This window comes from Bacillus sp. FSL E2-0195 (assembly GCF_038003645.1).
Lineage (GTDB): Bacteria > Bacillota > Bacilli > Bacillales > Bacillaceae_G > Bacillus_A > Bacillus_A mycoides.
Genome location: NZ_JBBOPN010000001.1, coordinates 5,252,164 through 5,278,374, shown reverse-complemented (window position 1 = coordinate 5,278,374; position 26,211 = coordinate 5,252,164). Strand labels below are relative to the sequence as shown.

The 26,211-nt window shown below is 35.3% G+C and carries 22 protein-coding genes and 4 tRNA genes; 21 read left to right on the top strand and 5 right to left on the bottom strand.

The annotated features are described in order from the left end of the window. Positions 1–68 precede the first annotated feature (68 nt). The 17 genes from MHH59_RS27330 (at position 69) to MHH59_RS27250 (ending at position 14,752) form a co-directional block, all read left to right on the top strand. Complete coding sequence (locus MHH59_RS27330; protein WP_002016460.1) at positions 69–2,042, top strand: DHH family phosphoesterase; 1,974 nt, start codon at positions 69–71, stop codon at positions 2,040–2,042. Then, on the top strand, positions 2,039–2,485 hold the full coding sequence (gene rplI, locus MHH59_RS27325; RefSeq protein ID WP_002130186.1) for a 50S ribosomal protein L9: 447 nt from the start codon (positions 2,039–2,041) through the stop codon (positions 2,483–2,485). Before MHH59_RS27330 ends, rplI begins: the two co-directional genes overlap by 4 nt. 27 nt (positions 2,486–2,512) lie before the next feature. Further along, the gene (gene dnaB / locus MHH59_RS27320) at positions 2,513–3,874 is read left to right on the top strand and encodes a replicative DNA helicase (protein ID WP_002016457.1); all 1,362 of its coding nucleotides are present in this window, start codon (positions 2,513–2,515) and stop codon (positions 3,872–3,874) included. Positions 3,875–4,089: 215 nt separating this feature from the next. Further along, entirely contained in the window at positions 4,090–5,379 is a 1,290-nt protein-coding gene (locus tag MHH59_RS27315; protein ID WP_002034994.1) for an adenylosuccinate synthase, read from the top strand. A 154-nt stretch (positions 5,380–5,533) separates the two neighbouring features. Beyond that, positions 5,534–5,609 (top strand) — tRNA-Lys (locus tag MHH59_RS27310). 13 nt (positions 5,610–5,622) lie between these two features. Continuing rightward, a tRNA-Glu gene (locus tag MHH59_RS27305) sits at positions 5,623–5,694 on the top strand. A 22-nt stretch (positions 5,695–5,716) separates the two neighbouring features. Then, positions 5,717–5,792 (top strand) — tRNA-Asp (locus MHH59_RS27300). Positions 5,793–5,833: 41 nt separating this feature from the next. Then, positions 5,834–5,906 (top strand) — tRNA-Phe (locus MHH59_RS27295). A 282-nt stretch (positions 5,907–6,188) separates the two neighbouring features. Next, positions 6,189–6,896: a cell wall metabolism DNA-binding response regulator WalR gene (gene walR, locus MHH59_RS27290; protein WP_000971867.1), complete on the top strand. Its 708-nt coding sequence runs from the start codon at positions 6,189–6,191 to the stop codon at positions 6,894–6,896. 3 nt (positions 6,897–6,899) lie between these two features. Then, complete coding sequence (walK, locus tag MHH59_RS27285; RefSeq protein ID WP_002130184.1) at positions 6,900–8,735, top strand: cell wall metabolism sensor histidine kinase WalK; 1,836 nt, start codon at positions 6,900–6,902, stop codon at positions 8,733–8,735. Beyond that, a complete protein-coding gene (locus MHH59_RS27280) occupies positions 8,732–10,069 on the top strand; it encodes a YycH family regulatory protein (RefSeq protein ID WP_201057121.1) in 1,338 nt (445 codons plus the stop codon). Before walK ends, MHH59_RS27280 begins: the two co-directional genes overlap by 4 nt. Beyond that, entirely contained in the window at positions 10,050–10,886 is an 837-nt protein-coding gene (locus MHH59_RS27275) for a two-component system regulatory protein YycI (protein WP_002130182.1), read from the top strand. Before MHH59_RS27280 ends, MHH59_RS27275 begins: the two co-directional genes overlap by 20 nt. Next, complete coding sequence (locus MHH59_RS27270; protein ID WP_002130181.1) at positions 10,870–11,664, top strand: MBL fold metallo-hydrolase; 795 nt, start codon at positions 10,870–10,872, stop codon at positions 11,662–11,664. Before MHH59_RS27275 ends, MHH59_RS27270 begins: the two co-directional genes overlap by 17 nt. A gap of 63 nt (positions 11,665–11,727) precedes the next feature. After that, on the top strand, positions 11,728–12,915 hold the full coding sequence (locus MHH59_RS27265) for a S1C family serine protease (protein ID WP_002035000.1): 1,188 nt from the start codon (positions 11,728–11,730) through the stop codon (positions 12,913–12,915). A 53-nt stretch (positions 12,916–12,968) separates the two neighbouring features. Continuing rightward, positions 12,969–13,154 carry a CxxH/CxxC protein gene (locus MHH59_RS27260; protein ID WP_002035001.1) on the top strand — a complete coding sequence of 62 codons (186 nt, stop codon included), beginning with the start codon at positions 12,969–12,971 and terminating at the stop codon, positions 13,152–13,154. Between the two features lie 59 nt (positions 13,155–13,213). Beyond that, the gene (gene rlmH / locus MHH59_RS27255) at positions 13,214–13,693 is read left to right on the top strand and encodes a 23S rRNA (pseudouridine(1915)-N(3))-methyltransferase RlmH (RefSeq protein WP_002130178.1); all 480 of its coding nucleotides are present in this window, start codon (positions 13,214–13,216) and stop codon (positions 13,691–13,693) included. A gap of 180 nt (positions 13,694–13,873) precedes the next feature. Beyond that, positions 13,874–14,752 carry a radical SAM/SPASM domain-containing protein gene (locus tag MHH59_RS27250; protein WP_002016446.1) on the top strand — a complete coding sequence of 293 codons (879 nt, stop codon included), beginning with the start codon at positions 13,874–13,876 and terminating at the stop codon, positions 14,750–14,752. Between the two features lie 36 nt (positions 14,753–14,788). Here MHH59_RS27250 and pepF read toward each other — a convergent pair whose 3' ends face one another. Then, positions 14,789–16,606, bottom strand: coding sequence for an oligoendopeptidase F (gene pepF / locus MHH59_RS27245; RefSeq protein WP_002167285.1), 1,818 nt, complete (start codon positions 16,604–16,606; stop codon positions 14,789–14,791). 138 nt (positions 16,607–16,744) lie between these two features. Further along, on the bottom strand, positions 16,745–17,728 hold the full coding sequence (guaC, locus tag MHH59_RS27240) for a GMP reductase (protein ID WP_098635881.1): 984 nt from the start codon (positions 17,726–17,728) through the stop codon (positions 16,745–16,747). Between the two features lie 237 nt (positions 17,729–17,965). On the opposite strand from guaC, the gene MHH59_RS27235 reads away from it, so the two are divergent. Both MHH59_RS27235 and MHH59_RS27230 read left to right on the top strand, forming a co-directional pair. Next, entirely contained in the window at positions 17,966–18,997 is a 1,032-nt protein-coding gene (locus MHH59_RS27235; RefSeq protein ID WP_002130174.1) for an acyltransferase, read from the top strand. A gap of 229 nt (positions 18,998–19,226) precedes the next feature. Beyond that, complete coding sequence (locus MHH59_RS27230; protein ID WP_340852876.1) at positions 19,227–20,672, top strand: DEAD/DEAH box helicase; 1,446 nt, start codon at positions 19,227–19,229, stop codon at positions 20,670–20,672. Between the two features lie 43 nt (positions 20,673–20,715). Here the strand turns inward: MHH59_RS27230 and MHH59_RS27225 are convergent, their stop codons facing one another. Beyond that, a complete protein-coding gene (locus tag MHH59_RS27225; protein WP_002130171.1) occupies positions 20,716–21,276 on the bottom strand; it encodes a DUF1836 domain-containing protein in 561 nt (186 codons plus the stop codon). Between the two features lie 164 nt (positions 21,277–21,440). Here MHH59_RS27225 and trhA point away from each other — a divergent pair, with 164 nt between their 5' ends. Beyond that, positions 21,441–22,088, top strand: a complete 648-nt coding sequence (trhA, locus tag MHH59_RS27220; RefSeq protein ID WP_002016441.1) for a PAQR family membrane homeostasis protein TrhA — start codon at positions 21,441–21,443, stop codon at positions 22,086–22,088. A 183-nt stretch (positions 22,089–22,271) separates the two neighbouring features. Beyond that, the gene (gene galE / locus MHH59_RS27215) at positions 22,272–23,288 is read left to right on the top strand and encodes a UDP-glucose 4-epimerase GalE (protein WP_113733690.1); all 1,017 of its coding nucleotides are present in this window, start codon (positions 22,272–22,274) and stop codon (positions 23,286–23,288) included. A 53-nt stretch (positions 23,289–23,341) separates the two neighbouring features. On the opposite strand, the gene pelG is transcribed toward galE, so the two are convergent. Both pelG and pelF read right to left on the bottom strand, forming a co-directional pair. Beyond that, the gene (pelG, locus tag MHH59_RS27210) at positions 23,342–24,799 is read right to left on the bottom strand and encodes an exopolysaccharide Pel transporter PelG (protein ID WP_340852869.1); all 1,458 of its coding nucleotides are present in this window, start codon (positions 24,797–24,799) and stop codon (positions 23,342–23,344) included. Beyond that, the gene (gene pelF / locus MHH59_RS27205) at positions 24,787–26,208 is read right to left on the bottom strand and encodes a GT4 family glycosyltransferase PelF (RefSeq protein WP_340852867.1); all 1,422 of its coding nucleotides are present in this window, start codon (positions 26,206–26,208) and stop codon (positions 24,787–24,789) included. Before pelF ends, pelG begins: the two co-directional genes overlap by 13 nt. Between the last annotated feature and the right edge of the window lie 3 nt (positions 26,209–26,211).

Sequence of the window (26,211 nt, the reverse complement as noted above, 5' to 3'; positions counted from 1 at the left end):
CTTACACTATTTTAATTTGTTTAACTAACTGGAAAGTGAGTTAGTTTTACTTTATAGGAGTTGTATACATGCCTGAATTTTATAAGAAACAGTGGTTTTTATATCCTGTTTACGTATTGGCATTTTTTGTATTCGTGCTAATTTCACTCCTCTGTTACTTTCATTTAATTATGGGGATATCAGCCTTTTTTATCTTTTGTATTGTACTTTTTTTCGTTATACGATTCGAACTTACTTTTCAAAGGAATTTTGAAAAACATACGACAGATATGATTACAAGGGTAAAGAAAGTGAGTAATGAAGCATTTAACCAAATGCCAATTGGTATTTTGTTATACAATAAGGATTATGGAATTGATTGGGCGAATCCTTATTTATCATCATGTTTGGGGCAGCATGCATTAGCTGGTTGGCACCTTTACGATGTATCAGAAACATTACTCCTTTTTATTAAGGGGGAAACTTCTGACGATATAGTTTCTTTAAATAATCGAAAGTTTCGTGTTTTTGTAAGGAAAGAAGAAAAGCTAATTTATTTCTTTGATGTAACGGAACAAACAGAAATTGAAAAGATGTATGAAGATCAACGCACTGTTTTAGCTGTTATTTATTTGGATAACTATGATGAAGTTACACAAGGATTAGATGACCAATTACGTACGAATATAACAAGTCTTGTGACGTCACGTCTAAATGAATGGGCCGTTAAGTATGGTGCATATTTGAAACGTGCATCTTCAGAAAGATTCTTCGTTGTACTAAATGAAAGTATTTTAGCGCAAATGGAGAAAGGGAAATTTAGTATTTTGGATCAAGTGCGTGAAGAAACATCAAAAAGGAATATACCACTTACATTAAGTGTTGGTGTTGGCTCAGGTGATTTACCTTTATCAGAGCTTGGAGCGATGGCTCAATCTGGTTTAGACCTTGCATTAGGACGAGGAGGAGACCAAGTAGCTATTAAACAAGCAACGGGTAAAGTTAAGTTTTACGGTGGTAAGACGAATCCGGTTGAAAAGCGTACTCGTGTACGTGCTAGGGTTATTTCGCATGCATTAAAGGATTTAGTATTAGAAAGCAGTAATGTCATTATAATGGGGCATAGAGCTCCTGATATGGATGCGATTGGTGCAGCGATTGGTATTTTAAAGGTAGCTCAATTAAATGAGCGCAAAGGATATATTGTATTAGATGAAAATGATTCTGATAAAGGAATCAAACGTTTGATGGATAAAGTGAAACAAAATGAAGAGTTATGGTCACATTTTATTACACCAGGGCAAGCGATGGAATTTGCAAATGATGATTCATTACTTGTTGTTGTTGACACACATAAACCTTCAATGGTGATGGAGGAAAAACTGTTACACAAGATTGAAAATGTAGTAGTTATTGACCATCATCGCCGCGGGGAAGATTTCATTGAAGATCCATTACTTGTTTATATGGAGCCATACGCTTCTTCAACGGCAGAGCTTGTTACAGAATTACTTGAGTATCAACCGAAAAATTTAAAGATGACAATGTTAGAAGCAACGGCATTGTTAGCTGGTATTATTGTTGATACGAAAAGTTTTACATTCCGTACAGGCGCTCGTACATTTGATGCCGCTTCTTATTTACGCTCGCATGGCGCAGACACTGTACTTGTACAAGAACTTTTAAAAGAAGATATGGGTCAGTATTTACGAGTTGCAAAAGCCATTAAAAATGCGTACATTTATAAAAATGGAATTGCGATTGCTAAAGTTGATGGTGATGAATATTATGACCAAGTACTTATTGCACAATCAGCAGACACATTATTGACAATGACAGGTATCATTGCATCGTTTGTTATTGCAAAACGCGGAGAAAATTTCATTGGAATTAGTGGTAGATCTTTAGGTGAATTGAATGTACAGCTAATTATGGAGAATTTAGGAGGTGGCGGGCACTTAACAAATGCAGCCACACAAATGAAAAATGTTACAGTAGATGAAGCGGAGGAGAAGCTTCGATTTGTTATTGATGACTATTTACAGGGAGGCACACAATCATGAAAGTAATTTTTCTAAAAGACGTAAAAGGTAAAGGTAAAAAAGGAGAAATAAAAAACGTACCAGACGGTTATGCAAATAATTTCTTACTAAAACAGGGGTTAGCTGCCGAAGCGACAAACAGCAGTATGAAAACTTTAGATGCTCAAAAGCGCAAAGAGGAAAAAGATGCAGCAGCAGAAGTTGAGAATGCAAAAGAGCTGAAAGAAACATTAGAGAAATTAACTGTAGAAGTAAAGGCGAAATCTGGAGAAGGTGGCCGCTTATTTGGTTCTATCACGAGTAAACAAATTGTAGATGTAATGCAAAAGTCACACAAGATTAAACTTGATAAACGTAAATTTGAAATGGATGATGCAATCCGTGCATTAGGTTATACAAACGTCAATGTGAAATTGCATCCGCAAGTAACAGCAACAGTAAAAGTTCATGTTAGTGAACAATAAAAATAAATTAAGCAAGGAGGATTGCGCATGAGTGATGTAATGGCTGATCGTACCCCTCCGCATAATATAGAAGCTGAGCAGGCAGTCTTAGGTGCCATATTAATTGATCAGGATGCGTTAACGTCAGCATCGGAACTATTGGTACCTGACTCATTTTATCGAACGAAACATCAAAAGATTTTTGAAGTCATGCTTGGGTTGTCTGATAAGGGAGAACCAATCGACTTAGTAATAATGACATCAGCGATGGCTGATCAAGGATTACTAGAAGAAGTTGGTGGGGTTTCTTATCTAGCAGAGTTAGCAGAAGTTGTTCCAACAGCTGCTAATGTAGAATATTATGCACGCATCATCGCTGAAAAGGCACTTTTACGTCGTTTAATTCGAACGGCGACTCATATTGTATCGGATGGATACGAGCGAGAAGATGATGTGGATGGCCTTTTAAACGAGGCTGAGAAAAAAATATTAGAAGTATCTCACCAAACAAATGCAAAAGCATTCCAAAACATTAAAGATGTTCTTGTAGATGCTTATGATAAAATTGAACTTTTGCATAATCAAAAGGGTGAAGTTACCGGGATACCAACTGGATTTACTGAATTAGATAAGATGACCGCAGGTTTTCAGCGAAATGATTTAATCATCGTGGCGGCGCGTCCATCGGTAGGAAAAACTGCATTTTCATTAAATATCGCACAAAACGTAGCGACGAAAACTGATGAAAATGTAGCGATTTTTAGTTTAGAGATGGGCTCTGATCAGCTTGTTATGCGTATGCTTTGTGCAGAAGGAAATATTGATGCACAAAGACTTCGTACCGGTTCATTAACTTCTGATGATTGGGCGAAATTAACAATGGCGATGGGTAGCCTTTCTAATGCTGGTATATATATTGATGATACACCAGGGATTAAAGTAAATGAGATTCGAGCAAAATGTCGTAGATTAAAGCAAGAGCAAGGTCTTGGGATGGTTTTGATTGACTATTTACAGCTTATTCAAGGAAGTGGGAAATCAGGAGAAAACCGTCAGCAGGAAGTATCTGAGATTTCTCGTACATTAAAAGGGATTGCACGTGAATTACAAGTACCTGTCATCGCCTTGTCGCAGTTATCTCGTGGTGTAGAATCCCGTCAAGATAAACGTCCGATGATGTCTGACATTCGTGAATCAGGAAGTATCGAGCAGGATGCTGACATTGTAGCCTTCCTATATCGTGAAGATTACTATGACCGTGAAACAGAAAATAAAAATACAATTGAAATTATCATTGCAAAACAACGTAATGGTCCGGTAGGTTCAGTAGAGCTTGCGTTTGTTAAGGAATTTAATAAATTCGTCAACTTAGAACGCCGCTTTGAGGATGGACATGCACCGCATGCATAAAGGCAGTATAAAAAAGAAACACATTTCTTATAATAAGATGTGTTTCTTTTTTTTTATATAAAAGATAGGGCTTTCATAAGGTGAATATGTAATTCTTACGAACGAAAACGTTTTTCGGTAAAAAAATGTTCGTTTTTTGGTTGACTTCTCTTTCTGTTTTGGTACAATTATATTGTTTGAATAGATCGTTTGAAAATTGCGGAGGTGCTTTAATAATGTCTTCAGTAGTAGTTGTAGGAACACAATGGGGCGACGAAGGAAAAGGTAAAATCACTGATTTTCTTTCTGAGCATGCGGAAGTAGTTGCAAGATATCAAGGTGGAAATAACGCGGGACATACAATTGTTTTCGGCGGAGTTAAATATAAATTACACTTAATTCCATCTGGTATTTTCTATAAAGAGAAAATTTGTGTAATCGGAAATGGCTTAGTAGTAGATCCGAAAGCATTACTTGAAGAGTTGAAATACTTACACGATCGTGGTGTAAGTACTGATAATTTACGTGTAAGTAACCGTGCGCACGTTATTTTACCTTATCACTTAAAACAAGATGAATTAGAAGAAGCGAGTAAAGGTGATAACAAGATTGGTACAACGAAAAAAGGTATCGGTCCTGCATATATGGATAAAGCTGCTCGTATTGGTATCCGTATGGCTGATCTTTTAGACCGTGAAGCATTTAAAGAGAAGCTTGAGCGTAATTTAGTGGAGAAAAATCGTTTGTTTGAAAAAATGTACGATACAGAAGGTTTCAGCGTAGAAGAAATCTTTGAAGAGTACTTCGAATACGGACAACAAATCGCACATTACGTATGCGATACATCTGTCGTATTAAATGATGCACTAGATAACAATAATCGTGTATTATTTGAAGGTGCACAAGGTGTTATGCTTGATATCGACCACGGTACGTACCCGTTCGTTACATCTTCTAACCCAATTGCTGGTGGTGTAACAGTTGGAACTGGAGTTGGTCCTGCGAAAGTTACTCGCGTTGTAGGTGTATGTAAAGCATATACAAGCCGTGTTGGTGATGGTCCATTCCCTACTGAACTTAATGATGAAATCGGTCACCAAATTCGTGAAGTTGGTCGTGAATACGGAACAACAACGGGTCGTCCACGCCGTGTAGGTTGGTTCGATAGCGTTGTTGTAAGACATGCACGTCGTGTTAGTGGTTTAACAGATTTATCATTGAACTCTATCGATGTATTAACAGGTATTCCAACTGTTAAAATTTGTGTTGCTTACAAATGCAATGGCGAAGTTATCGATGAAGTTCCAGCTAACTTAAACATTTTAGCGAAATGTGAGCCTGTATATGAAGAGCTTCCAGGTTGGACAGAAGATGTTACTGCTGTGAAATCATTGGATGAACTTCCTGAAAATGCAAGAAAATACGTAGAGCGTGTTTCTGAATTAACAGGAATCCAATTATCTATGTTCTCGGTTGGACCAGATCGTAATCAAACAAATATCGTTCGTAATGTATACGAAGCTTAATTGATATAAAAAATTGATTTTTTTAAGAAAAAACTCATATTTTTATGAGTTTTTTCTTATTTTTTTATAAAAAAATAAAAAAGGTATTGCAAAAATGAAAGATAGCATGTTATGATATGTCTTGTCGTCACGAAAATATGACGTTGGTGAGTATGAGCCATTAGCTCAGTTGGTAGAGCATCTGACTTTTAATCAGAGGGTCGAAGGTTCGAATCCTTCATGGCTCACCATTTTATTTTTCGTGGCCCGTTGGTCAAGTGGTTAAGACACCGCCCTTTCACGGCGGTAACACGGGTTCGAATCCCGTACGGGTCATGTTTTTTTTATGTTCATTTTTGGTCCCGTGGTGTAGTGGTTAACATGCCTGCCTGTCACGCAGGAGATCGCCGGTTCGACCCCGGTCGGGACCGCCACTTTTGTTTATACCACCATTAGTGGTTTTATATATAGTTTTGGCTCGGTAGCTCAGTCGGTAGAGCAGAGGACTGAAAATCCTCGTGTCGGCGGTTCGATTCCGTCCCGAGCCACTCTCAGGATATTAAGTGGGCCCACTTAATATCCTTTTTATTTTGTCCAGTTTTACAAATGTGGGTAGTTATTTTACAATAGAATGAGGAGCCTCTAGCAGTTGAAGCTAGAGGTTTTTCTATAGATCGTATAGGATTCTGTGTAAAAGTGGATGATACATGAGTCTATGAGAATAGAGGAGAAATACTTAGACTAAGATTGTTGTCATATAGGAACATACTATAGAAACACCAATATGTTTGAGGATTATTGATCATATTTTTATAAGGAGGAAATAGACGATGATGGGAAAGAAAATTTTAGTAGTTGATGATGAAAAGCCAATTGCGGATATTTTGAAGTTCAACCTAGAAAAAGAAGGTTTTGAAATTGTAATGGCGCATGATGGTGATGAGGCGATTGAAAAAGCAAATGAAGAACAGCCAGATATGGTTTTATTAGATATTATGTTACCGGGAAAAGACGGTTTAGAGGTATGTCGTGAAATACGTAAAAGCTCAGAAATGCCAATTATTATGCTTACAGCAAAAGACTCTGAAATTGATAAAGTATTAGGGCTTGAGCTTGGGGCAGATGATTATGTAACGAAGCCATTTAGTACGAGGGAGCTACTTGCTCGTGTGAAAGCGAATTTACGTCGCCATCAGCAGGGTGGTGCTGCAGAGAAAGAAGAAAATACCGAAATGGTTATTGGACCAATCGTTATCAATTCGAACGCTTATAGTGTAACAAAGCGTGAAGAAAGCATTGAGCTTACACATCGTGAATTTGAATTACTACATTATTTAGCGAAGCATTTAGGTCAAGTTATGACTCGTGAACATTTATTACAAACAGTTTGGGGTTATGATTATTTTGGAGATGTACGTACAGTAGACGTAACAGTACGTCGTTTACGCGAAAAAATTGAAGATAATCCAAGTCATCCTACTTTAATTGTAACTAGACGTGGAGTAGGGTATTACTTGCGTGACCCAGAACAGGAATAGTATATGAAGAAAGTTGGTTTTTTTCAATCTATTCATTTAAAATTTGTGCTCATATATATGCTGTTAATATTAATAGCAATGCAAGTAATTGGTGTATATTTCGTCAGGGAATTAGAAAAAAGCCTTGTAAAAGGCTTTCAAGATTCCTTAACGCAGCAAACAAATCTACTTTCTTATAACCTGAAGCAAGAGTTTGTAAAAGAACGTCCTAAAACAGAATCAGTAGATAAAGCTATTAATGACTCGATTCAAAAATTCGCATCAGATCGTAAGAAAGATATTCAAGAAGTAAGTGTAATTGATGCTACTAAAAAATTAATGGCAATTTCAGACGGGTCTAAGCAAAATAAGGTAGGAAGAACGTCAGCAGATACAGCTGTACAACGGGTAATGGTACAAAAGAAACCAGAGTCAAAGATTGAGAAAGATGGAAATACAGGTCATCGAGTTCAAGTTATGATTACCCCTATTCTAAAAGAGCCTGGCGGAGAGGTACTTGGTGTCATTCATATCGTTGCATCTATGGAAGATGTGTATAAACAAATGAAGGACATCAACCAAATTTTTGCAACGGGGACAGTAATTGCTTTATTAGTAACAGCTGTACTTGGAATTTTATTGGCTCAAACAATTACGAGACCAATTTCAGATATGCGAAGACAAGCAATTGAAATGGCGAAAGGAAATTATTCGCGAAAAGTAAAGGTGCATAGTCACGATGAGATTGGACAATTAGCATTATCTTTTAACAATTTATCTAAAAAATTACAACAAGCTCGTTCCTCCACAGAAAGTGAAAGACGAAAATTATCATCCGTTTTATCACATATGACAGATGGAGTAATTGCTACTGATCGAAAAGGGGATATCATTTTATTAAATGATCCTGCGGAAAAGATGTTAAATGTTTCGCGTGAAACGGCGCTAGATCAATCAGTGTTAGAAGTGCTAGGAATACAAGAAGAATTTACACTGGATCATTTATATGAAGAGCCTGATTCAGTTTTATTAGATTTTAGTACGAGAAATGAACCATATATTTTACGTGCTAGTTTCTCTGTTATTCAAAAAGAAACAGGGAAGGCAAATGGTTTAATTGCTGTATTATATGATGTAACAGAGCAGGAGCGGATAGAACAAGAGCGCCGTGAGTTTGTTGCGAACGTATCTCATGAGTTAAGAACGCCGTTAACAACGATGCGCAGTTACTTAGAAGCACTTACTGATGGAGCATGGCAAGATCCAAATATTGCACCGCAATTTTTAACGGTTACACAAGAGGAAACGGAAAGAATGATCAGGCTTGTAAATGCATTGTTACAACTATCTAAACTAGATAGTACAGAACATCGCTTAATGAAGGAATGGGTCGACTTTACGGATTTCTTTAATAACGTTATCGATCGTTTTGAAATGTCTAAAGAGCAAAATGTAAGCTTCAAACGATCTTTCTCTAAAAAATCTCGATTTATTGATATGGATACAGACAAAATTACACAAGTTTTATATAACATTATTTCCAATGCACTAAAATATTCGCCAGAAGGTGGTACAGTAACATATCGCCTACGTGACCGCGGGGAGTTATTAGAGATTAGTGTGAGTGATCAAGGAATGGGAATTCCGAAAGAAAATGTAGATAAAATATTTGAACGTTTTTATCGTGTAGATAAAGCGCGTTCGAGACAAATGGGTGGTACAGGTCTTGGGTTAGCCATTGCGAAAGAAATGATTGAGGCACATGGCGGCTCGGTTTGGGCGAAAAGTGAGGAAGGAAAAGGGACAACTATTTATTTCACATTGCCAATGGCGACAGATGAAGAGGACGATTGGGAATGAGTATGGAAAACTTTAAAACGATAGTTCTAATTAATTTGGTTGTCATTAGTCTATTTCTTACCTTTAACTTGTGGACATATGTTCCTGATTCTACTTCTATGCAAAATACAAAGTTCGTTCAAGGTAACGAAGAGATAAATACGATAAAGATTTCGGAGGTTGTTCGCCCATCCTCTGTCGTTATTCATAAAGAGAAAAATCATTATGTAAGCGAAAAGAAGGAAAATGTGGATTCGATTTATAAAATTCTTGAAAACGGAGAATTACATAATTTCGAGGAAATAACGTGGACAGTCCCTAAAGGTGATTTTCTGTCTTATGTACACGGAGAAGAAAAAATTGAATTTGTTTTTCCTACAAATATCCCGTTAGATACGATTAAAAATATGTTTAATATTAAAGATAAAAACATAGAAAGTAACAGAAGTTTTAATCGTATTATAATTGATCCTTCTAGAAGTAAGGATCAAGAAATTAAAGTTAGCTTTGTTTCCTATGATACTCCTCATAAAATATATCAAGCAACATTAAGTGGTGCTTATATAAAGGATATTATAAATGCTCAAAATCAACTTATAACAGTAGCAAGACCATATTTTGAGTATCAAATAAATGATACAAAAAAACTTTTTTTACCAGAGGGAATTACGGAATTAAGTAAGGCAGAGTATATTACAGCTAAACTAGAAGTGGATCCATTTAAAAATGCTTTATTTAGTGATCCACGTTATTTAAGTCCTATTTCTGAGAAAACAAAGGAAACATTTACAGATGGCATCCGTTCTATGGAAATTGATAAGTCGGATGCAATGTTGAAATATAAAAATTCCGCTGTACATGGTGATAAATCTACGGATAATGCGGTAATTTTACAAAAAAGTTTTGACTTTGTAAGTGGGCATAGTGGATCCTTGAAGTCCTATCGTTTTGATTATATTAATGGGAGGAAAACTTCATTCCGTTTATATGAGGATGGTTTGCCTGTATTTAATGCAAATGGAATAGCGGAATTAAAACAAGTATGGGGTTCAGGTGAAATTATGCAGTATGAAAGACCCTTTTTTGAGTTCAGTATTCCTTTGCCTAGTAAACAACAAACAACTTCTCTAGCATCAGGTCGTACAGTGATGACATCACTAGAGAATAATCCAGAAATTGATAAAAAATCAATTCAGGATATTGGTATTGGTTATAAAATGTCATTGGAACCGTCTATCAGTGATGTGAGAATCGCTGTCTTACAGCCGATATGGTATGTAAAATGTGAAGAAGATGGTAAGCAACAAATATATGAGTGGAGTGAGGGGGGACTAAATGGATTGGGATCGAATTAAGACCATATTTATTGTGACCTTTTTTGTTTTAGACCTCTTTCTTATCTTTCAGTTCATTCAAAAGCAAGATAGTAATCAATTAGAACTTGTGACGGAAACGAAAATTGATCAACAATTAAAAGCTGAAAAAATTACTATGGGAAATTTTCCTAAAGAACCGAAAAAAGAGTCATTTATAATGGCGAAAAATAAGGGTTTCAAAGAAGAAGATGTGGAATCTTTAAAAAATCAGACAGCGCATGTGCAAGACGAATATCAAATAGAGGGTAAATTAAAAGAGCCTTTTTTAAATACAAAATCATTGTCAAAAGATAAGTATAATGAGTTTTTGAAAAATTATGTGCTGGATGGACAAAAATATGAGTTTGGAGCAATAAAGGACTCAAAAATTTACTTCTTTCAAAAGTATAAAGATAAACCAATCTTCTACAATAATCGTGCGATGATTGTTGTAGATTTAAATGAAAAAAATGAGCTTATTTCATATACACAAACAATGTTAACGGATTTGAAGGAAATGGGCGAAAGCGAAAAGACGAAAGAACAAGAAATTATTACTGCTCAAACAGCTTTAGAAAATATATATTTGAAAAATAAAATTGCAGAAAATACGCACGTGAAAGAGGCGCAGATTGGATATGCGACTCTTGCGGAGTCTTCTTCTAATATACAAGTGCTTGCTCCAACATGGAACTTAAAGACAGAACAAAAAAAGGATTTTTTTGTGAATGCAATTGAAGGACAAGTTATGGAATTAGGGGAAACTCAAGTGCCGGAAGAACATAATGGAGTGAGAAAGAATGAGCATGCATTTTAGTGTACTTGCAAGTGGAAGTACAGGGAATATGCTATATGTAGGAACAGATGAAAAAAAACTGCTTGTCGATGCAGGTTTAAGTGGTAAAGCGACAGAGGCTTTATTTAAACAAGCTGAACTGAATATAAATGACATATCAGGTATTCTTGTAACACATGAGCATAGTGATCATATTAAAGGATTAGGTGTATTGGCGCGTAAATATGATTTACCTGTTTATGCGAACGAGAAAACATGGAATGCAATGGAACATTTAATAGGTAATATCCCAACTGATCAAAAATTCATTTTCTCAGTAGGAGACGTGAAAACATTTGGGGATATTGAAGTTGAATCATTTGGTGTTTCTCATGATGCGGCGGAACCGATGTTTTACGCTTTTCATAACAATAATAGAAAGTTAGCTCTTATTACAGATACGGGCTACGTAAGTGACCGTATGAAAGGTGTTATTAAGGGAGCAAATGCTTTCGTATTTGAAAGCAATCATGATGTGGAAATGCTTCGTATGGGACGCTATCCATGGAGCATTAAGCGACGTATTTTAAGCGACGTTGGCCACGTTTGTAATGAGGACGCTGCATTAGCGATGGCTGATGTTATTACAGATGAGACAAAACACATTTATTTAGCACATTTAAGCTTAGATAATAACATGAAAGAATTAGCGCGTATGTCTGTATCACAAGTATTAGAAGAAAAAGGTTTTGGGGTTGGAAAATCCTTTGAAATACATGATACGGATCAAAAAATGCCTACGAAAATTCAATACGTATAATTCTTCATTTTAGTAAACAATAAAGGTGAATATAGTTGTTTTCAGGAAGATAGGTGAACAAATATGTCCTTTATTGATGAAGAAAAATATCGTATTAAACGTGCAGGCAAAAAGAAACATAAAGGTATTGTCATTTCTAGCATAGCGGGGACAATTGTAGGGGCTTCATTATTTGCATTTGGAGCGCCTTTATTTTCAAATCATGCAGGTAAGCTTCCGCAAGCTGAAGCAAGTGAAAAAAATATGGCTGAAGCTCAAAGTGGAAATGTTCCTGTTAAACAGATTAGCTTTGTAGACGCTGTGGATCGTGCTTCAGAGGCTGTTGTTGGTGTTATTAATATTCAACGAGACAATTTTTCGGAGGCTGATTCGGAAGCTGGTACAGGCTCTGGTGTGATTTATAAGAGAACAGATGGACATGCGTATATTGTAACGAATAACCACGTTGTTGCTGGGGCGAATCGTATTGAAGTGAGCTTAAGTGACGGTAAGAAAATTCCAGGTAAAGTATTAGGAACCGATGTAGTCACGGACTTAGCTGTACTAGAAATAGATGCGAAGCATGTGAAGAAAGTGATTGAAATTGGCGACTCTAATACCGTTCGTAGAGGAGAACCAGTTATTGCGATTGGAAATCCACTAGGGTTACAATTTTCCGGAACTGTCACACAAGGTATTATTTCGGCTAATGAGCGTATTGTTCCTGTAGATTTAGATCAAGATGGACATTACGATTGGCAAGTAGAAGTATTGCAAACAGATGCGGCAATTAATCCAGGTAATAGTGGTGGAGCGCTTGTAAATGTAGCGGGACAATTAATAGGTATTAACTCAATGAAAATTGCAGCAAAAGAAGTAGAAGGAATTGGATTAGCTATTCCAGTTACGAGAGCTGTTCCTATTATGAATGAACTAGAAAAGTACGGTAAAGTAAGAAGACCTTACGTTGGGATTGAACTAAGATCATTAAATGAGATTCCGAGTTACTATTGGTCAAAAACATTACACTTACCAGGTAACGTAACAGAAGGAGTCTGCATTTTAGATGTGAAAAGTCCTTCGCCAGGTACGGATGCGGGTCTTAGAGAACATGATGTTATTGTGGCGGTAGATGGAAAAGCGGTGCACGATATTATTGGGTTCCGCACGGCCTTATATAATAAAAAAATTAATGATAAAATGACTCTTACGTTTTATCGTGGTACAAAACGAGCGACAACAACGGTGAAATTAGGCATTCAAAAGTATTAAAAACAGGAGGGCCTACCTCCTGTTTTCTATTGTAGAAAAGTGAGGTGAGGAATATGAATTTACCTTGTTGTTTAGAACATGTTGAATTAGCATTAGATATCATTGTGGATGAGTGTGAAGTCGCACCGGTTATTAACAATGTGGATAACTCTAAAGAAGAGAAAAAAACATGTGAATTTTGTCAAAATGAGGCGACATATGTTGTATCGAACACAGATTCTCACACAATATGTGGGTAACATTTGTGGATATGTGGATAAGTCCTGTGGATAACGTGTTTGTAAGGTGGGGAATAAATGTGAATATCTCGATTATTTCAATCGGAAAATTAAAAGAAAAATACTTAAAACAAGGTATAGCAGAATACTTAAAACGATTATCTTCTTACGCAAAAGTAGAAGTAATTGAATTGCCAGATGAAAAGGCACCAGAAAATTTAAGTGCAGCAGAAATGTTAATTGTAAAAGAAAAAGAAGGTATTCGTATACTGGATAAAATTTCTGATGATACGCATGTCATTGCGTTAGCTATAGAAGGAAAACAAAAATCATCAGAAGAATTTGCGGTAAGTATAGATCGCCTTGCTACATATGGAAAGAGCAAGATTACATTTGTAATTGGTGGATCACTGGGGCTTAGTTCTGAAGTAATGAAGCGTTCAAACGAATCTCTTTCTTTTTCGAAGATGACATTACCACATCAATTAATGCGATTAGTATTGCTTGAGCAGGTGTATAGAGCGTTTCGGATTAATCGTGGTGAACCGTATCATAAATAAATTTTTCATTTGTATATAAAGAGTAAAAAAGACCATTGGACAAAAATCACCGATGGTCTTTTAAACATTAATAGATGGTATGTAGATTTCCTAAAATAAGTATGTTTCTATTTCTAAAAAAATATGCTGTAATATGAAGAGGGAAAAAGTATAAGTAGTCATAGAAGTGAGGAATTAAAGGTGAAGAAGTTTAAGAAGTTTTACTTGGAGATTACGAGTGTATGTAATCTTGCGTGCAGCTTTTGTCCGCCGACGGAAAGGCAGAAGCAATTCATTTCTGTAGAGGATTTTGCTAAAAGATTAGACCAAATTAAACCTCACACAGACTACATTTATTTGCACGTGAAGGGTGAGCCGTTGCTCCATCCGAAAATAGATCAACTATTAGATTTAAGCCATGAAAAAGGGTTTAAAGTTAATATTACAACGAACGGAACGTTAATTAATAAGAGAAGGCATAGACTGTTAAATAAGCCTGCGTTAAGACAAATGAATTTTTCACTGCACAGTTTTGATGGACACCCAGGTTCGCAAGATAAAGAGGGCTATGTAAGGAGTATACTTTCTTTCATTAGAGAGGCAACAAGTCAATCGGACTTAATCGTTTCACTAAGATTATGGAATTTAACTCAGGATAATAAAACAAATGCTGAAATCCAAAAAAATAGGGATTTATTATCTATAATTGAAAATGAATTTGATCTATCTTATCAAATTGAAGAGAAGCTTACACCGGGAAAAGGTATAAAAATTGCGGAACGTGTCTTTATTAATCAAGACTATGAATTCCAGTGGCCGGCATTGCATGAAGAAGAGGATGATGGAAAAGGATTCTGTCATGGTCTTCGAAATCAGGCTGGAATCTTAGCGAACGGAACGGTTATTCCTTGTTGTCTAGATGGTGAGGGAATTATTAATCTTGGAAATATTAATAATGATTCATTCTCTAATATTATTGAAGGTGAAAGAGCGAACAATATTGTAGATGGATTTTCAAAAAGGGTTGCAGTAGAAGAACTATGTAGAAAGTGCGGATACCGCAAAAGATTTGGAAAGTAAATATAGAATAAGCCCTCATAAAGCGAGGGCTTATTTTTATTCTTGATAAGAACGTTCTAATTCATCAATTAAGGAACCGACGTAAGAAACGGCTTTACGGATTGCATCTGGTTTTGACATGTCTACTCCAGCGTGTTTCATTAATTCCAGTGGTTTCATTGTACCGCCTGCACGGAGTACATCAAGCCAGCGATCAACAGCAGGTTGTCCCTCTTCTTTAATCATTTGAGCTACAGCGGTAGAAGCAGTTAGTCCCGCAGAATATGTGTAAGAATATAAGCCCATATAATAGTGAGGTTGACGCATCCATGTTAAACCGGCGCCTTCATCAATTTCTACGGAATCTCCCCAGAATGTCGAAAGGACCTTCGTTTTTATTTCAGTTAAAGTTGTAGCTGTGAGTGCTTGCCCTTCTTCTGCTAGAGCGTATACTCTTCTTTGATATTCTCCCTCAAGTAGATGGGTAACGAAGTTGTGGTAATATGTGCCGAGTAGTTGCAGAATAACCCATCTGCGCATTCTCTTATCTTCAGTAGTCGCAAGTAAATGCTGGGCTAATAGTAATTCATTCATTGTTGATGGAGCTTCAACGAAGTACATAGATGGACGCACATTCATAATACGCTGATTTTTATTTGCTAAATAAAAATGACCAGCATGTCCAAATTCATGAGCTAATGTGAAACACCCGCGCATCGTACCCTGCCATGTAATTAAAATATAAGGGTGAGAACCGTATGGGCTAGAGCAGAAGGCACCTGTTGATTTTCCTACGTTATCTGCAAGGTCTACCCATCTTTCTTTGAAGCCTTTTTCGATAATGGAACTATATTCATTTCCTAATACTTTTAAAGAATCTTGAATGAGTTTGCCAGCTTCTTCGTAAGTGATTGTTGGATTAAATTCAGGATCTAACGGTGCATGTAAGTCACAGAAAAGCATTTGATCAAGCCCTAATACATTCTTTTTTAAATCTGCAAAACGGCGCATATGAGGCGCTAATTCGTTATAAATAATATCTAGTTGGTTGTTATACATTTCAAGTGGAACTTTTTGAGGCTCTAAAAGCATATGGGTAACGGACTCGTACTTGCGCAAACGAGAAAGCGCCACTTGTTTTTTTACTTCAGTAGCATATGTTGTTGCAACTGTATTTTTATATCGTTTCAATGTGGAAACAAATGATGAATATGCTTTTTTACGTATATATGCGCTTGGAGAAAATTCATATTTGCTTTCGAATAATGCAAACGATACAGGCAAATCATTTCCCTGTTCATCTTGTATAGAAGGGAAATCCATATCGGCTAATTTAGTCATGCCGTAAATTTTGTAGGGTGAACTATGAACTTCGCCGAGTGCAGCAAGAGCTTCTTCTGTTTCAGGAGAGAGAGTGTACTGCCTCTTTTTGAGTATCTCTAGTAATGATTTACGGAAAGGTTCAAGTTTTATTTCCTCAGTTAAATATTTTTCAATTATTCCCTCCTCAAATGAGAGAATTTCGTTATGAATAAAGGAAAGTGCGGTATGTACATTCGTTCCTAGAGCGGAAATTTTGGAAGAGTTCGCTTGAATAACTGAATCTGTACGATCAACGGATTCTTTTAAGTTTGCATATGCGCCGAGTTTTGTTAACTTCATTAAAAGCTCTTCTTCTAAAAGTAGGCAATTTAATAAGGTAGCGGGGCTAGTGTGTAATTGTCCTTTAAATGCATCAAGTTTTTTTATATCGTCTGTTAATACAAGTAATGCAGTTTCCCACTCTTTATCAGATTCGTATAAATCAGAAAGGTCCCATGTCAATTCAGTAGAGACTTCCGCGCGAATAAGGCGTTTCTCAATTACATTTTTCATTTGTTATATCCCCCTTATTATAAGTATCTAAAAACATGATACTAGAAAATTCAGTGAAATGAAAATATTTTACATTTTTATACATGAAAAAGAAGGACAAGCATAAAAAATGCTTGTCCTTCTAGTTAAATTTATAAATTAATATACTTTGTCACCGTTGAAAATAGAGTTTTTCACGACTACATAATCTACAGTACGAATTGCGTCTAATTTTGTTCCACCAGCGTAAGAGATAGAAGATTGAAGATCTTGTTCCATTTCGATTAAAGTGTCTTCTAAAGAACCTTTATGCTCAACGAACATTTTCTTACCTTCAACGTTTTTCTTCTCACCTTTTTGGAATTCAGAAGCTGAACCGAAGTACTCTTTATAAAGTTTGCCATCTTTTTCGATTGTTTCCCCTGGAGACTCTTCATGACCTGCGAATAGAGAACCGACCATAACCATAGTTGCTCCAAATCGAATTGATTTAGCTACGTCGCCATGTGTACGAATACCACCGTCAGCGATAATTGGCTTACTTGCAGCTTTTGCACACCAGCGAAGTGCAGCTAGCTGCCAACCGCCAGTTCCAAAGCCTGTTTTAATTTTAGTAATACAAACTTTACCAGGTCCAATGCCAACTTTTGTTGCATCAGCACCAGCGTTTTCTAATTCTCTTACCGCTTCTGGAGTTCCAACGTTTCCAGCGATAACGAAGCTTTCTGGTAAATGTTTTTTAATATGTTGAATCATGTTGATCACAGCGTTAGAGTGACCATGTGCGATATCGATTGTAATGTATTCAGGTGAAAGTTGCTCAGCAGCTAATTGTTGTACGAATTCGTACTCGTCTTCTTTAACACCAACGCTGATTGAAGCAATTAATCCACATGATTGCATATCTCTAATGAATGAAATTCGTTTCTCTGGTTGGAAACGATGCATGATATAGAAGTAATTATTTTCAGCTAAATAAGTTGCGATTCTTTCATCAATAATCGTTTGCATATTTGCAGGTACGACAGGTAATTTAAATTTATGTTTTCCTAAAGTGACAGTTGTATCACATTCAGATCGGCTATTTACAATACATTTTGCAGGAATTAATTGAATATCTTCATAGTCAAATACGTTTTCCATCATTTACACCCCTAAAATACGAATATTTTACACAGTTCACTTAAGAACGTTCGTCCAAATGATAATTTACAGTATTTTTAGTAATAAGTCAAAGGTTTTAATGTTTAATTTTAAAAAATAAAGCTTATTTAATATTTTTGGATTTATATGGCTACAATGTATTTTAATGTGTAATCGATTATTGTAGAATTATGTAGGGAGAATAATAGAGAAATATATTAATTTAGGGGAGATTTTATGGGACGATTAGTGTATATGGATTGGCTACGTGTATTAGCGACAATTGCGGTCGTTACAATTCACGTTGCTGCTGGTTATGTTTCTACGTTAGATTCAAATAACGTGTCGCGTTGGCTGGCTGGTAATTTTTACGACTCACTTTCGCGTGCTAGTGTACCAATTTTTGTAATGATTAGTGGAGCCCTATTATTAAAGGGAACAAAAGATACTTCTATTGGGGAATTTTTAAAGAAACGTGCAAGTAAAGTGATTATACCTTTTATAGGTTGGAGTGCTATATTTTACATCTATGGGGCTTGCGTAGGATATTTTCCGGCTTCTTTAAAGCAAGGGATAAAGTACTTTTTAACAAATAGTATCGGGTTACATCTATGGTTCTTATATATGATTGTAGGAATATATTTAATCGCACCTTTACTGAAAGTATTTGTGAAAAATGCTAAGAAGAGAGAGATAGAATATTTTTTAATTTTATGGCTATATGCATCTGTAATAGTTAAACTAGTAAACTATTATTATCCTATCAACTTTAATATTGAATTATTTTATGTTACAAATTATGTAGGATATTTTCTACTTGGTTATTACTTATCAAATTATGATATTGCGAAAAAATGGCGGAATATTTCTTATATTGGGGGAGTTGTAGGATGTATTGGTACATTCTTTATGACATACCATTATACATTGAAAGCAAATGGACAGCTGGATCAATATTGGTATGAATATTTTGCGCCAGGTGTTGTACTTATGGCAATTGGGTTATTTGTCTTTTTTAAATATGCTTTCCAAAATTCAGAAAGGCAATTGCCATTTTTATTACGTGGCATAAACCAAGCAAGTCTTGGGATTTATATTCTTCACTTTTTCTTATTAAATAATTATCTATACATAGTCATTCCAAAGGTGAATGCACATGTACATGCAATATTGGCAATACCTATAAATGTAATTATTACACTTGTCCTTAGTATGTTAATAACTTTAGTATTGCAAAGAATACCGGTTGTAAAAAGGCTAGTTCCGTAAAGGGAAAATCTGAAAATAAAATATTTTTCGTTATGTAGGTGGACAGGCTTATTATTAAGACTGTCCTTTATTATGTTGTTTTAAAAAACAATATAAAAAGAGTTATACTTAGGTTAAGTTGATATTTTAGCGAATTAAAAATATTAGTTTGATATATCCTCTTAGTATAATTAAATGTAGGGGAATAAAAAATATAATTATTAAATACAGAATAAAATGAGGTTATTACATGAGTAAAAGAAGTTTTACCGATTATGCATTAAGTAAAGAAATTGTAAGAGCACTTACTGGTTTAGGATATGAACATCCAACGGAAGTGCAAGTAGAGGTTATTCCAGTTGCCTTGCAAAGGAAAGACCTTGTCGTGAAATCACAGACCGGAAGTGGAAAAACCGCTTCATTTGGCATACCACTTTGTGAAATGGTGGAGTGGGAAGAGAATAAGCCACAAGCTTTAGTTTTAACACCGACGAGAGAGCTTGCGGTGCAAGTAAAAGAAGACATTACGAATATAGGTCGTTTCAAAAGAATTAAGGCCGCTGCAGTTTATGGTAAATCTCCATTTGCACGTCAAAAATTAGAGTTAAAGCAAAAAACACATATTGTAGTTGGGACTCCTGGCCGTGTGTTAGATCATATTGAAAAAGGTACCCTTTCTTTAGAGTGTTTGAAGTATTTAGTTATTGATGAAGCGGATGAAATGCTGAATATGGGTTTTATCGATCAAGTAGAGGCAATTATTGACGAATTACCTAAAAAACGAATGACAATGCTATTTTCAGCAACACTTCCAAAAGATGTTGAAAAGTTATCTCGTACGTATATGGATTCGCCAACGCATATTGAAATTAAGGCTACCGGGATTACAACAGATAAAATTGAACATACACTTTTTGAGATGAGAGAAGAGGAGAAGCTTTCACTTCTTAAAGATGTAACAACGATTGAGAATCCAGATAGTTGTATTATTTTTTGCCGTACGCAAGAAAATGTAGATCACGTATTTCAGCAGTTAAAGCGGGTTAACTATCCTTGTGACAAAATACATGGTGGTATGGTACAAGAAGATCGTTTTGAAGTTATGGACGATTTTAGAAAAGGAAAGTTCCGTTATTTAGTAGCGACAGACGTAGCTGCTAGAGGAATTGATATTGATAATATTACACATGTTATTAACTATGATATTCCATTAGAAAAAGAAAGTTATGTACATCGTACGGGAAGAACGGGACGAGCTGGTAATAACGGGAAAGCTATTACATTCATGACGCCGTATGAAAATAGATTTTTAGAAGAGATTGAGGAGTACATTGGCTTTGAAATTCCAAAGGCACTTGCACCTTCAAAAGAAGAAGTTATGAAAGGGAAAGCAGTATTTGAGGAAAAGATACATGCTAAACCAATTATAAAGAAAGATAAAAATGCAGACCTAAACAAAGGAATTATGAAATTGTACTTTAATGGCGGGAAGAAAAAGAAAATTAGGGCGGTAGATTTCGTCGGTACAATTGCTAAAATTAAAGGTGTTACAGCAGAAGATATAGGAATTATTACAATACAAGACAATGTTTCTTACGTTGAAATATTAAATGGAAAAGGACCACTTGTTTTAAAAAATATGAAAAACACAACGATTAAAGGGAAACAATTAAAGGTTCATGAAGCAATTAAGTAAACAAAAAAACTATCCACCTCTAACAGGTGGATAGTTTTTTTGTTTAAGTTTCTTTGAGGTCATCAACTAGTTTCTCTGCTAAACGTCTATACATATTACTCATAGTCACGAAGGATGTTAGTAATAAAAACTTTTCTAGCTTTGGATCTTCTAAGGAAGAAACCTCGTTTACTTCCTTAACACGGTTATTCACGTCTTGCTTAAAGCTTTCCACATTGGTGTCAGTAAGAGAAAGGTAATCTTTATATAGAGTGTTTAATTCGAATGTAGCATCGTTTATTAACGGTGCATTTATATTTTCTAAGGAGCTTTTTATATCATTAATGGAAAGAGCTCCTTTTAATTGATAAATTAAGCTGATTAAAATCATATGTTCTTTTGAATACTTTTTATTTTTGATAGGGATGAATAATTTCCCTTTTGCGTAATTGTTAATCATTGTTTTTGTTAATACTTTTTCATCATCAGTTCTCGTTGTATCCGCATAAGTATTCTCAAATAGTTGGACAACTTGGTCTACATATAAGTCGACATTTGGGATATCCTCAAGTTTAATACTTTTTTCTAAATGTAATGATTCAAGTAATTTATTTATATTTTCCACGTAGAACCCCTCACTTTTATAACTTAGTGGAACTTAATGTTTAGTATATCTTTAAATATGGTATTACGAAACAAATGAATTGTAAATGTTGACCCGCAAGAATAATATGTATATAATTACATGTAGTTATGAAAACTACATGTAATTATATGAGGGGTGTTTATATGAATGTTTATGTAAGAGAACCGGTTAATGCATTTACTCACTTAGGAGGAGCTGTATTATCATTTATTGCATTATTAGCTATGCTTGTGAAAGTTTCTGTTAAGATGCCATCTGTTGCTGCAATTACAGCTGTTATTTTATTCGGTATCGGGATGATGGTCCTTTATATGGCATCAGCTGTGTATCATAGTGTCGTAGCCAGTGAACGTGTTATTTATTTCTTTAGGAAGCTAGATCATTCTATGATTTTCATATTAATTGCAGGTACATATGCACCCTTTTGCTTAATTACATTAAATTCGGCAAATGGTTTACTATTATTTTGTTTAGTTTATGCAACGGCAATTTGTGGTATTGCTTTTAAAATGTTTTGGTTTAATTGTCCAAGATGGTTATCGACAGCAATTTATCTTCTGATGGGTTGGTTAATTGTTCTATTCTTTGCACCGCTAGCTGAGAATCTAAGTACAGGAGGTATTATTTTCTTAGTACTTGGAGGCATTTTTTATACAATTGGTGGGTTTATTTACGGTGCGAAGCCAAAATGGTTGGAGTTTAAATATATGGGACACCATGAAATTTTTCATGTTTTTGTATTGTTAGGTAGTCTTGCGCATTTTCTAAGTGTATATTGTTACGTAATTTGATCAAAAAACGCCACGCGATGTCTGTTATGTGGCGTTTTTTTATTACCTGATTTGAATCGTGTATTGTACAAAAAATCATGGGATAAAATGTAAGTTTCTGTGTTCGCATAATAAACATATGATAAGAAATATGTGATATACTTTGAGAAGTTTATAATGAATGAAATATGGAGGACTATAATTATGGCAATACTTGTAACAGGTGGAGCAGGATATATTGGTAGTCATACATGCGTAGAATTACTAAAAAACGGTTACGAAATTATAGTAGTAGATAATCTTTCGAATAGCTCAGTAGAGTCTATAAATCGAGTGACAGAGATAACAGGAAAACAGTTTAAATTTTATAAAGAAGATATTTTAAATCGAGAAGCACTTGATACGATTTTTGAAGAAAATACAATTGAAGCTGTTATTCACTTTGCAGGCTTTAAGGCTGTAGGGGAATCAGTAGAAATTCCGTTAACGTATTATCATAACAACATTACAAGCACACTAGTGCTATGTGAAGTGATGCAGAAGCATGATGTGAAGAAGATGATCTTCAGTTCGTCTGCAACAGTGTATGGTATCCCAGAAACATCACCAATTACGGAGGAGTTTCCATTAAGTGCAACGAATCCATATGGTCAAACGAAATTAATGATTGAACAAATTATGCGTGACGTAGCATTTGCGGATGCAGAATGGAGTATCGCATTACTTCGTTATTTCAACCCATTTGGTGCGCATGAAAGTGGACGTATTGGAGAAGATCCAAACGGAATTCCAAATAACTTAATGCCATATGTAACACAAGTAGCGGTAGGTAAGCTAAAGGAATTAAGTGTATTTGGAAATGACTATCCAACAAAAGATGGCACGGGTGTCCGTGATTATATTCATGTTGTAGATTTAGCAAATGGCCATGTAAAGGCGCTTGAAAAGGTACTTGGTACTACTGGGATAGATGCATACAATCTCGGTACAGGTACTGGTTATAGTGTGTTGGAAATGGTTGAAGCATTTGAAAAGGTTTCGGGCAAAGAAGTTCCTTATAAAATTACGGAGCGTCGACCTGGTGATGTGGCAGTATGTTTTGCAGATGCATCGAAAGCGAAGCGTGAATTAGGATGGGAAGCAAAACGCGGATTAGAAGAGATGTGTGCAGACTCTTGGAGATGGCAATCAAATAACAAAAATGGCTATCTAGAAGTTTAATAAACAGATAAAAAAATGACCTTTTGCGGGAGCAAAAGGTCATTTTTATTTATTTATTTATTTCCATTAAGTTTATTAGCAAATTTAGTAAAGAAAGTTCGCCGTTTTATAGGAGTATTTGACTGACAAAACGTATAGTAATCAATATCTTTAATGTAAGTAAAGAGTCTAGAAATAGCATATAAGAATGTAATAGAAGATCCAAGTGCAAAACTAATACCGTAACCATTGAACCCAAATGGAAGTAGAAGAAGACTTAATAACAAATTTGCAGAAAAGAACAGGGCTGATGTTCGAAATGCCCCTTTACGATCTTCAAAATATAAGAGTAGTAACGTGATAACAAGGACCATCCCGTTTGCATAAGCACCAATTATAGTCAGCTGCAAAATAGAGTATTCAAGTGTTACGTTCCCAGATTGTGAACTAAACATCCATATTATAAAAATAATAAGTAAAGAAAAAATACCTTGATTACGAAGTATTCGTTCCATTTCTTGCTTTAGGACAAAGTTCATTGATTCTTTTAATTGTAAAATTGTATTTAATGTCGCCCCATTGTTAACTGAACCGAAGAACTTCTTATACCGTTCATAAAACCTTGTTTCAATGGATACTACGAAGAAAATATAGGTTGGGATAATGCTTAAATAAGCCCAGAAAACAGATGTATCATAAATTTGATGATAAATAAACGTGTTTTCAATATTTCCTCGCCCTTCTCCGAACCAAATAACAAAGTTACATAACCAAATGCCAATATTGTAAAGTAAGCTTGACCAAAATAGTTCTGGATATTTATCTAAATAAGAAAGAAAGGTAAATTGTTCAGTAGCATCACTATTTGGAAACATTCGTACAATAACTATACTTAACCACACTAATGTAATGAAAGTCCCGATTGTAAAAGAAATTAAAAGTAATAGGGCCAATCCGTGTTCTATTCCAAGTGTTGGATGCCAGTAAGCGATAAGCGCAATTCCAGATAAGGAGAAAATGGAACCAATTAAAAATGCAAGAGCGATGGACTGATAATCTTTAGCTGCTGTTAAATAAATGGATTGAATCCAAATGATGTTTAAAGCTAAAAATAAAAATAGCATCACGATTTTATAATACAAGGCTAATGGCGTAAAAATTGCAAACAAAAGCCATAAGATAATAGCTAAAAAAAGTGTGATTTTCGTCATTCCTAAAAAGGAAGAAAATACTTTATCAGCTTTTTGCTCGTATAAAAGGTCGGCCACATATCTAGTTACGATGAGCTGCAAGGCACCATATATGATTTGAGAAAAAATGAAGCAGTATGAAATTGAAATTGTGAAAAGGCGCTGTTCCTCAATTGAAATAGAATGGAACAAACTTAAAATGTATCGAATAGCTGTTACTGCTAAAATAACGACTAACCAAGGACCAGCTGTAACAAATAATGAAAATCCGTACGCTTTTATTCTGGAAGAATAGTAGTCTTCTTGGAATAATTTTTGTAAACGAAACCCTATCCCTGCCATGTTTTTTTACCTCTTTCTAAGTAAAGCTTACGATAACTATCAACGACACCTGATAATTGATAGTGCGCTTCAATACGATTGCGCCCGTTATCCCCAAATTGTTGAATGGATTCAGGGTGACGATAATACCACTCTAAATGAATGGCAACTTGTTCAGGAGATACAGGTGGTACAACAAATCCACATTGTCCGTAAGGATCTTCATCTTGTCCGTAAATTAATTCCTTACAAGAGCCGACATCTGTAACAACCCATGGTAATCCTGCTGCCATTCCTTCTAACATAGCTAATGGTTGTCCTTCAGATATACTTGTTAATACGAGAATATCTGTTTGTTTTAAGTAATCTTTAATATTTACTTTACCGGTCATTATTACATGCTCTTCTAATCCTAATTGTTGAATTAAATCACGACATTCCTGAGCATATTCTGCTTCTTCCGTATCAGGACCTAGTAAGTAAAATATAAATGGAATATCTTTTTCTAATAATAATTTAGCTGCATAAATCATTGTTTTTACATCTTTAATTGGCACAACTCGTATAATAGCGGAAATGATGAGTTTATCCGAATTGTATTTTGGTTTACGTAACCCTTTATAGTCAGATAAAGTAACGCCATTTGGAACGATTTTTAGTTTATGGGCCGGGGCACCTAATTCTTTTTGATATGCACTATTTCGGCCGAACAACGTAATTACATCAGCGGCTTGTTCATATGCTTGATGAGACAAGTGATGAAAGAAAGAAACCCATCTTTTTTTATATTCAATTGGTATCCAAGTAGATTGTAGTATTTCTTCTTCACGCTCCCGAGAATAAATACCGTGTTCAGTTAGAATAAATGGTATATCGGACTTGGCACTAATTGCAGCACCAAGCAATCCACCATACCCTGTCGATACAGAATGAATAAGATCTAATTCAGGAAAATCAATTTGTAAAATTTGAATGATTGGTGTGAACATAGATCTCCACATCCAAAAGTAATTTAAGAAGGATCCACTACTTTCTTCATATAAATAGCTTTCTTTAACGATTGCATAAAACTCACGGCTTTCGAAGAAGGAATGGAGTGTTCCTAGCTTTTGTTTATTTCCTAATATTTGTAATGCTGTTGTATCGTTAGCTTGAAATGTAAACCATTTTTGAAGTGTCTGTACTTCTTGTTTAGTTAAATTGGTTTTTATATATTTTGCTTCATTTTCTGATTGCAAAGGAATCAGAATGATGTCTTTTACATTGCTTGGAATTTCATATTGATATTCATCTTCTGTTTTTACTTGAGGGACTATCGTGAAAATCGTAAATTCATGTTCTTTAAACTGCTGGATAATCATTTGAACCCAGCTTGCTACCCCTCCACTTACAAAGGGATAGCTGCCTTCAACGACCAAACCTATTCTCATCTG

Bases quoted from the DNA above. Each gene is read 5' to 3' on its own strand.
- MHH59_RS27330 (WP_002016460.1), top strand. From the start codon at position 69: ATGCCTGAATTTTATAAGAAACAGTGGTTTTTATATCCTGTTTACGTA.
- rplI (WP_002130186.1), top strand. From the start codon at position 2,039: ATGAAAGTAATTTTTCTAAAAGACGTAAAAGGTAAAGGTAAAAAAGGA.
- dnaB (WP_002016457.1), top strand. From the start codon at position 2,513: ATGAGTGATGTAATGGCTGATCGTACCCCTCCGCATAATATAGAAGCT.
- MHH59_RS27315 (WP_002034994.1), top strand. From the start codon at position 4,090: ATGTCTTCAGTAGTAGTTGTAGGAACACAATGGGGCGACGAAGGAAAA.
- walR (WP_000971867.1), top strand. From the start codon at position 6,189: ATGATGGGAAAGAAAATTTTAGTAGTTGATGATGAAAAGCCAATTGCG.
- walK (WP_002130184.1), top strand. From the start codon at position 6,900: ATGAAGAAAGTTGGTTTTTTTCAATCTATTCATTTAAAATTTGTGCTC.
- MHH59_RS27280 (WP_201057121.1), top strand. From the start codon at position 8,732: ATGAGTATGGAAAACTTTAAAACGATAGTTCTAATTAATTTGGTTGTC.
- MHH59_RS27275 (WP_002130182.1), top strand. From the start codon at position 10,050: ATGGATTGGGATCGAATTAAGACCATATTTATTGTGACCTTTTTTGTT.
- MHH59_RS27270 (WP_002130181.1), top strand. From the start codon at position 10,870: ATGAGCATGCATTTTAGTGTACTTGCAAGTGGAAGTACAGGGAATATG.
- MHH59_RS27265 (WP_002035000.1), top strand. From the start codon at position 11,728: ATGTCCTTTATTGATGAAGAAAAATATCGTATTAAACGTGCAGGCAAA.
- MHH59_RS27260 (WP_002035001.1), top strand. From the start codon at position 12,969: ATGAATTTACCTTGTTGTTTAGAACATGTTGAATTAGCATTAGATATC.
- pepF (WP_002167285.1), bottom strand. From the start codon at position 16,606: ATGAAAAATGTAATTGAGAAACGCCTTATTCGCGCGGAAGTCTCTACT.
- guaC (WP_098635881.1), bottom strand. From the start codon at position 17,728: ATGGAAAACGTATTTGACTATGAAGATATTCAATTAATTCCTGCAAAA.
- MHH59_RS27235 (WP_002130174.1), top strand. From the start codon at position 17,966: ATGGGACGATTAGTGTATATGGATTGGCTACGTGTATTAGCGACAATT.
- MHH59_RS27230 (WP_340852876.1), top strand. From the start codon at position 19,227: ATGAGTAAAAGAAGTTTTACCGATTATGCATTAAGTAAAGAAATTGTA.
- trhA (WP_002016441.1), top strand. From the start codon at position 21,441: ATGAATGTTTATGTAAGAGAACCGGTTAATGCATTTACTCACTTAGGA.
- galE (WP_113733690.1), top strand. From the start codon at position 22,272: ATGGCAATACTTGTAACAGGTGGAGCAGGATATATTGGTAGTCATACA.
- pelG (WP_340852869.1), bottom strand. From the start codon at position 24,799: ATGGCAGGGATAGGGTTTCGTTTACAAAAATTATTCCAAGAAGACTAC.
- pelF (WP_340852867.1), bottom strand. From the start codon at position 26,208: ATGAGAATAGGTTTGGTCGTTGAAGGCAGCTATCCCTTTGTAAGTGGA.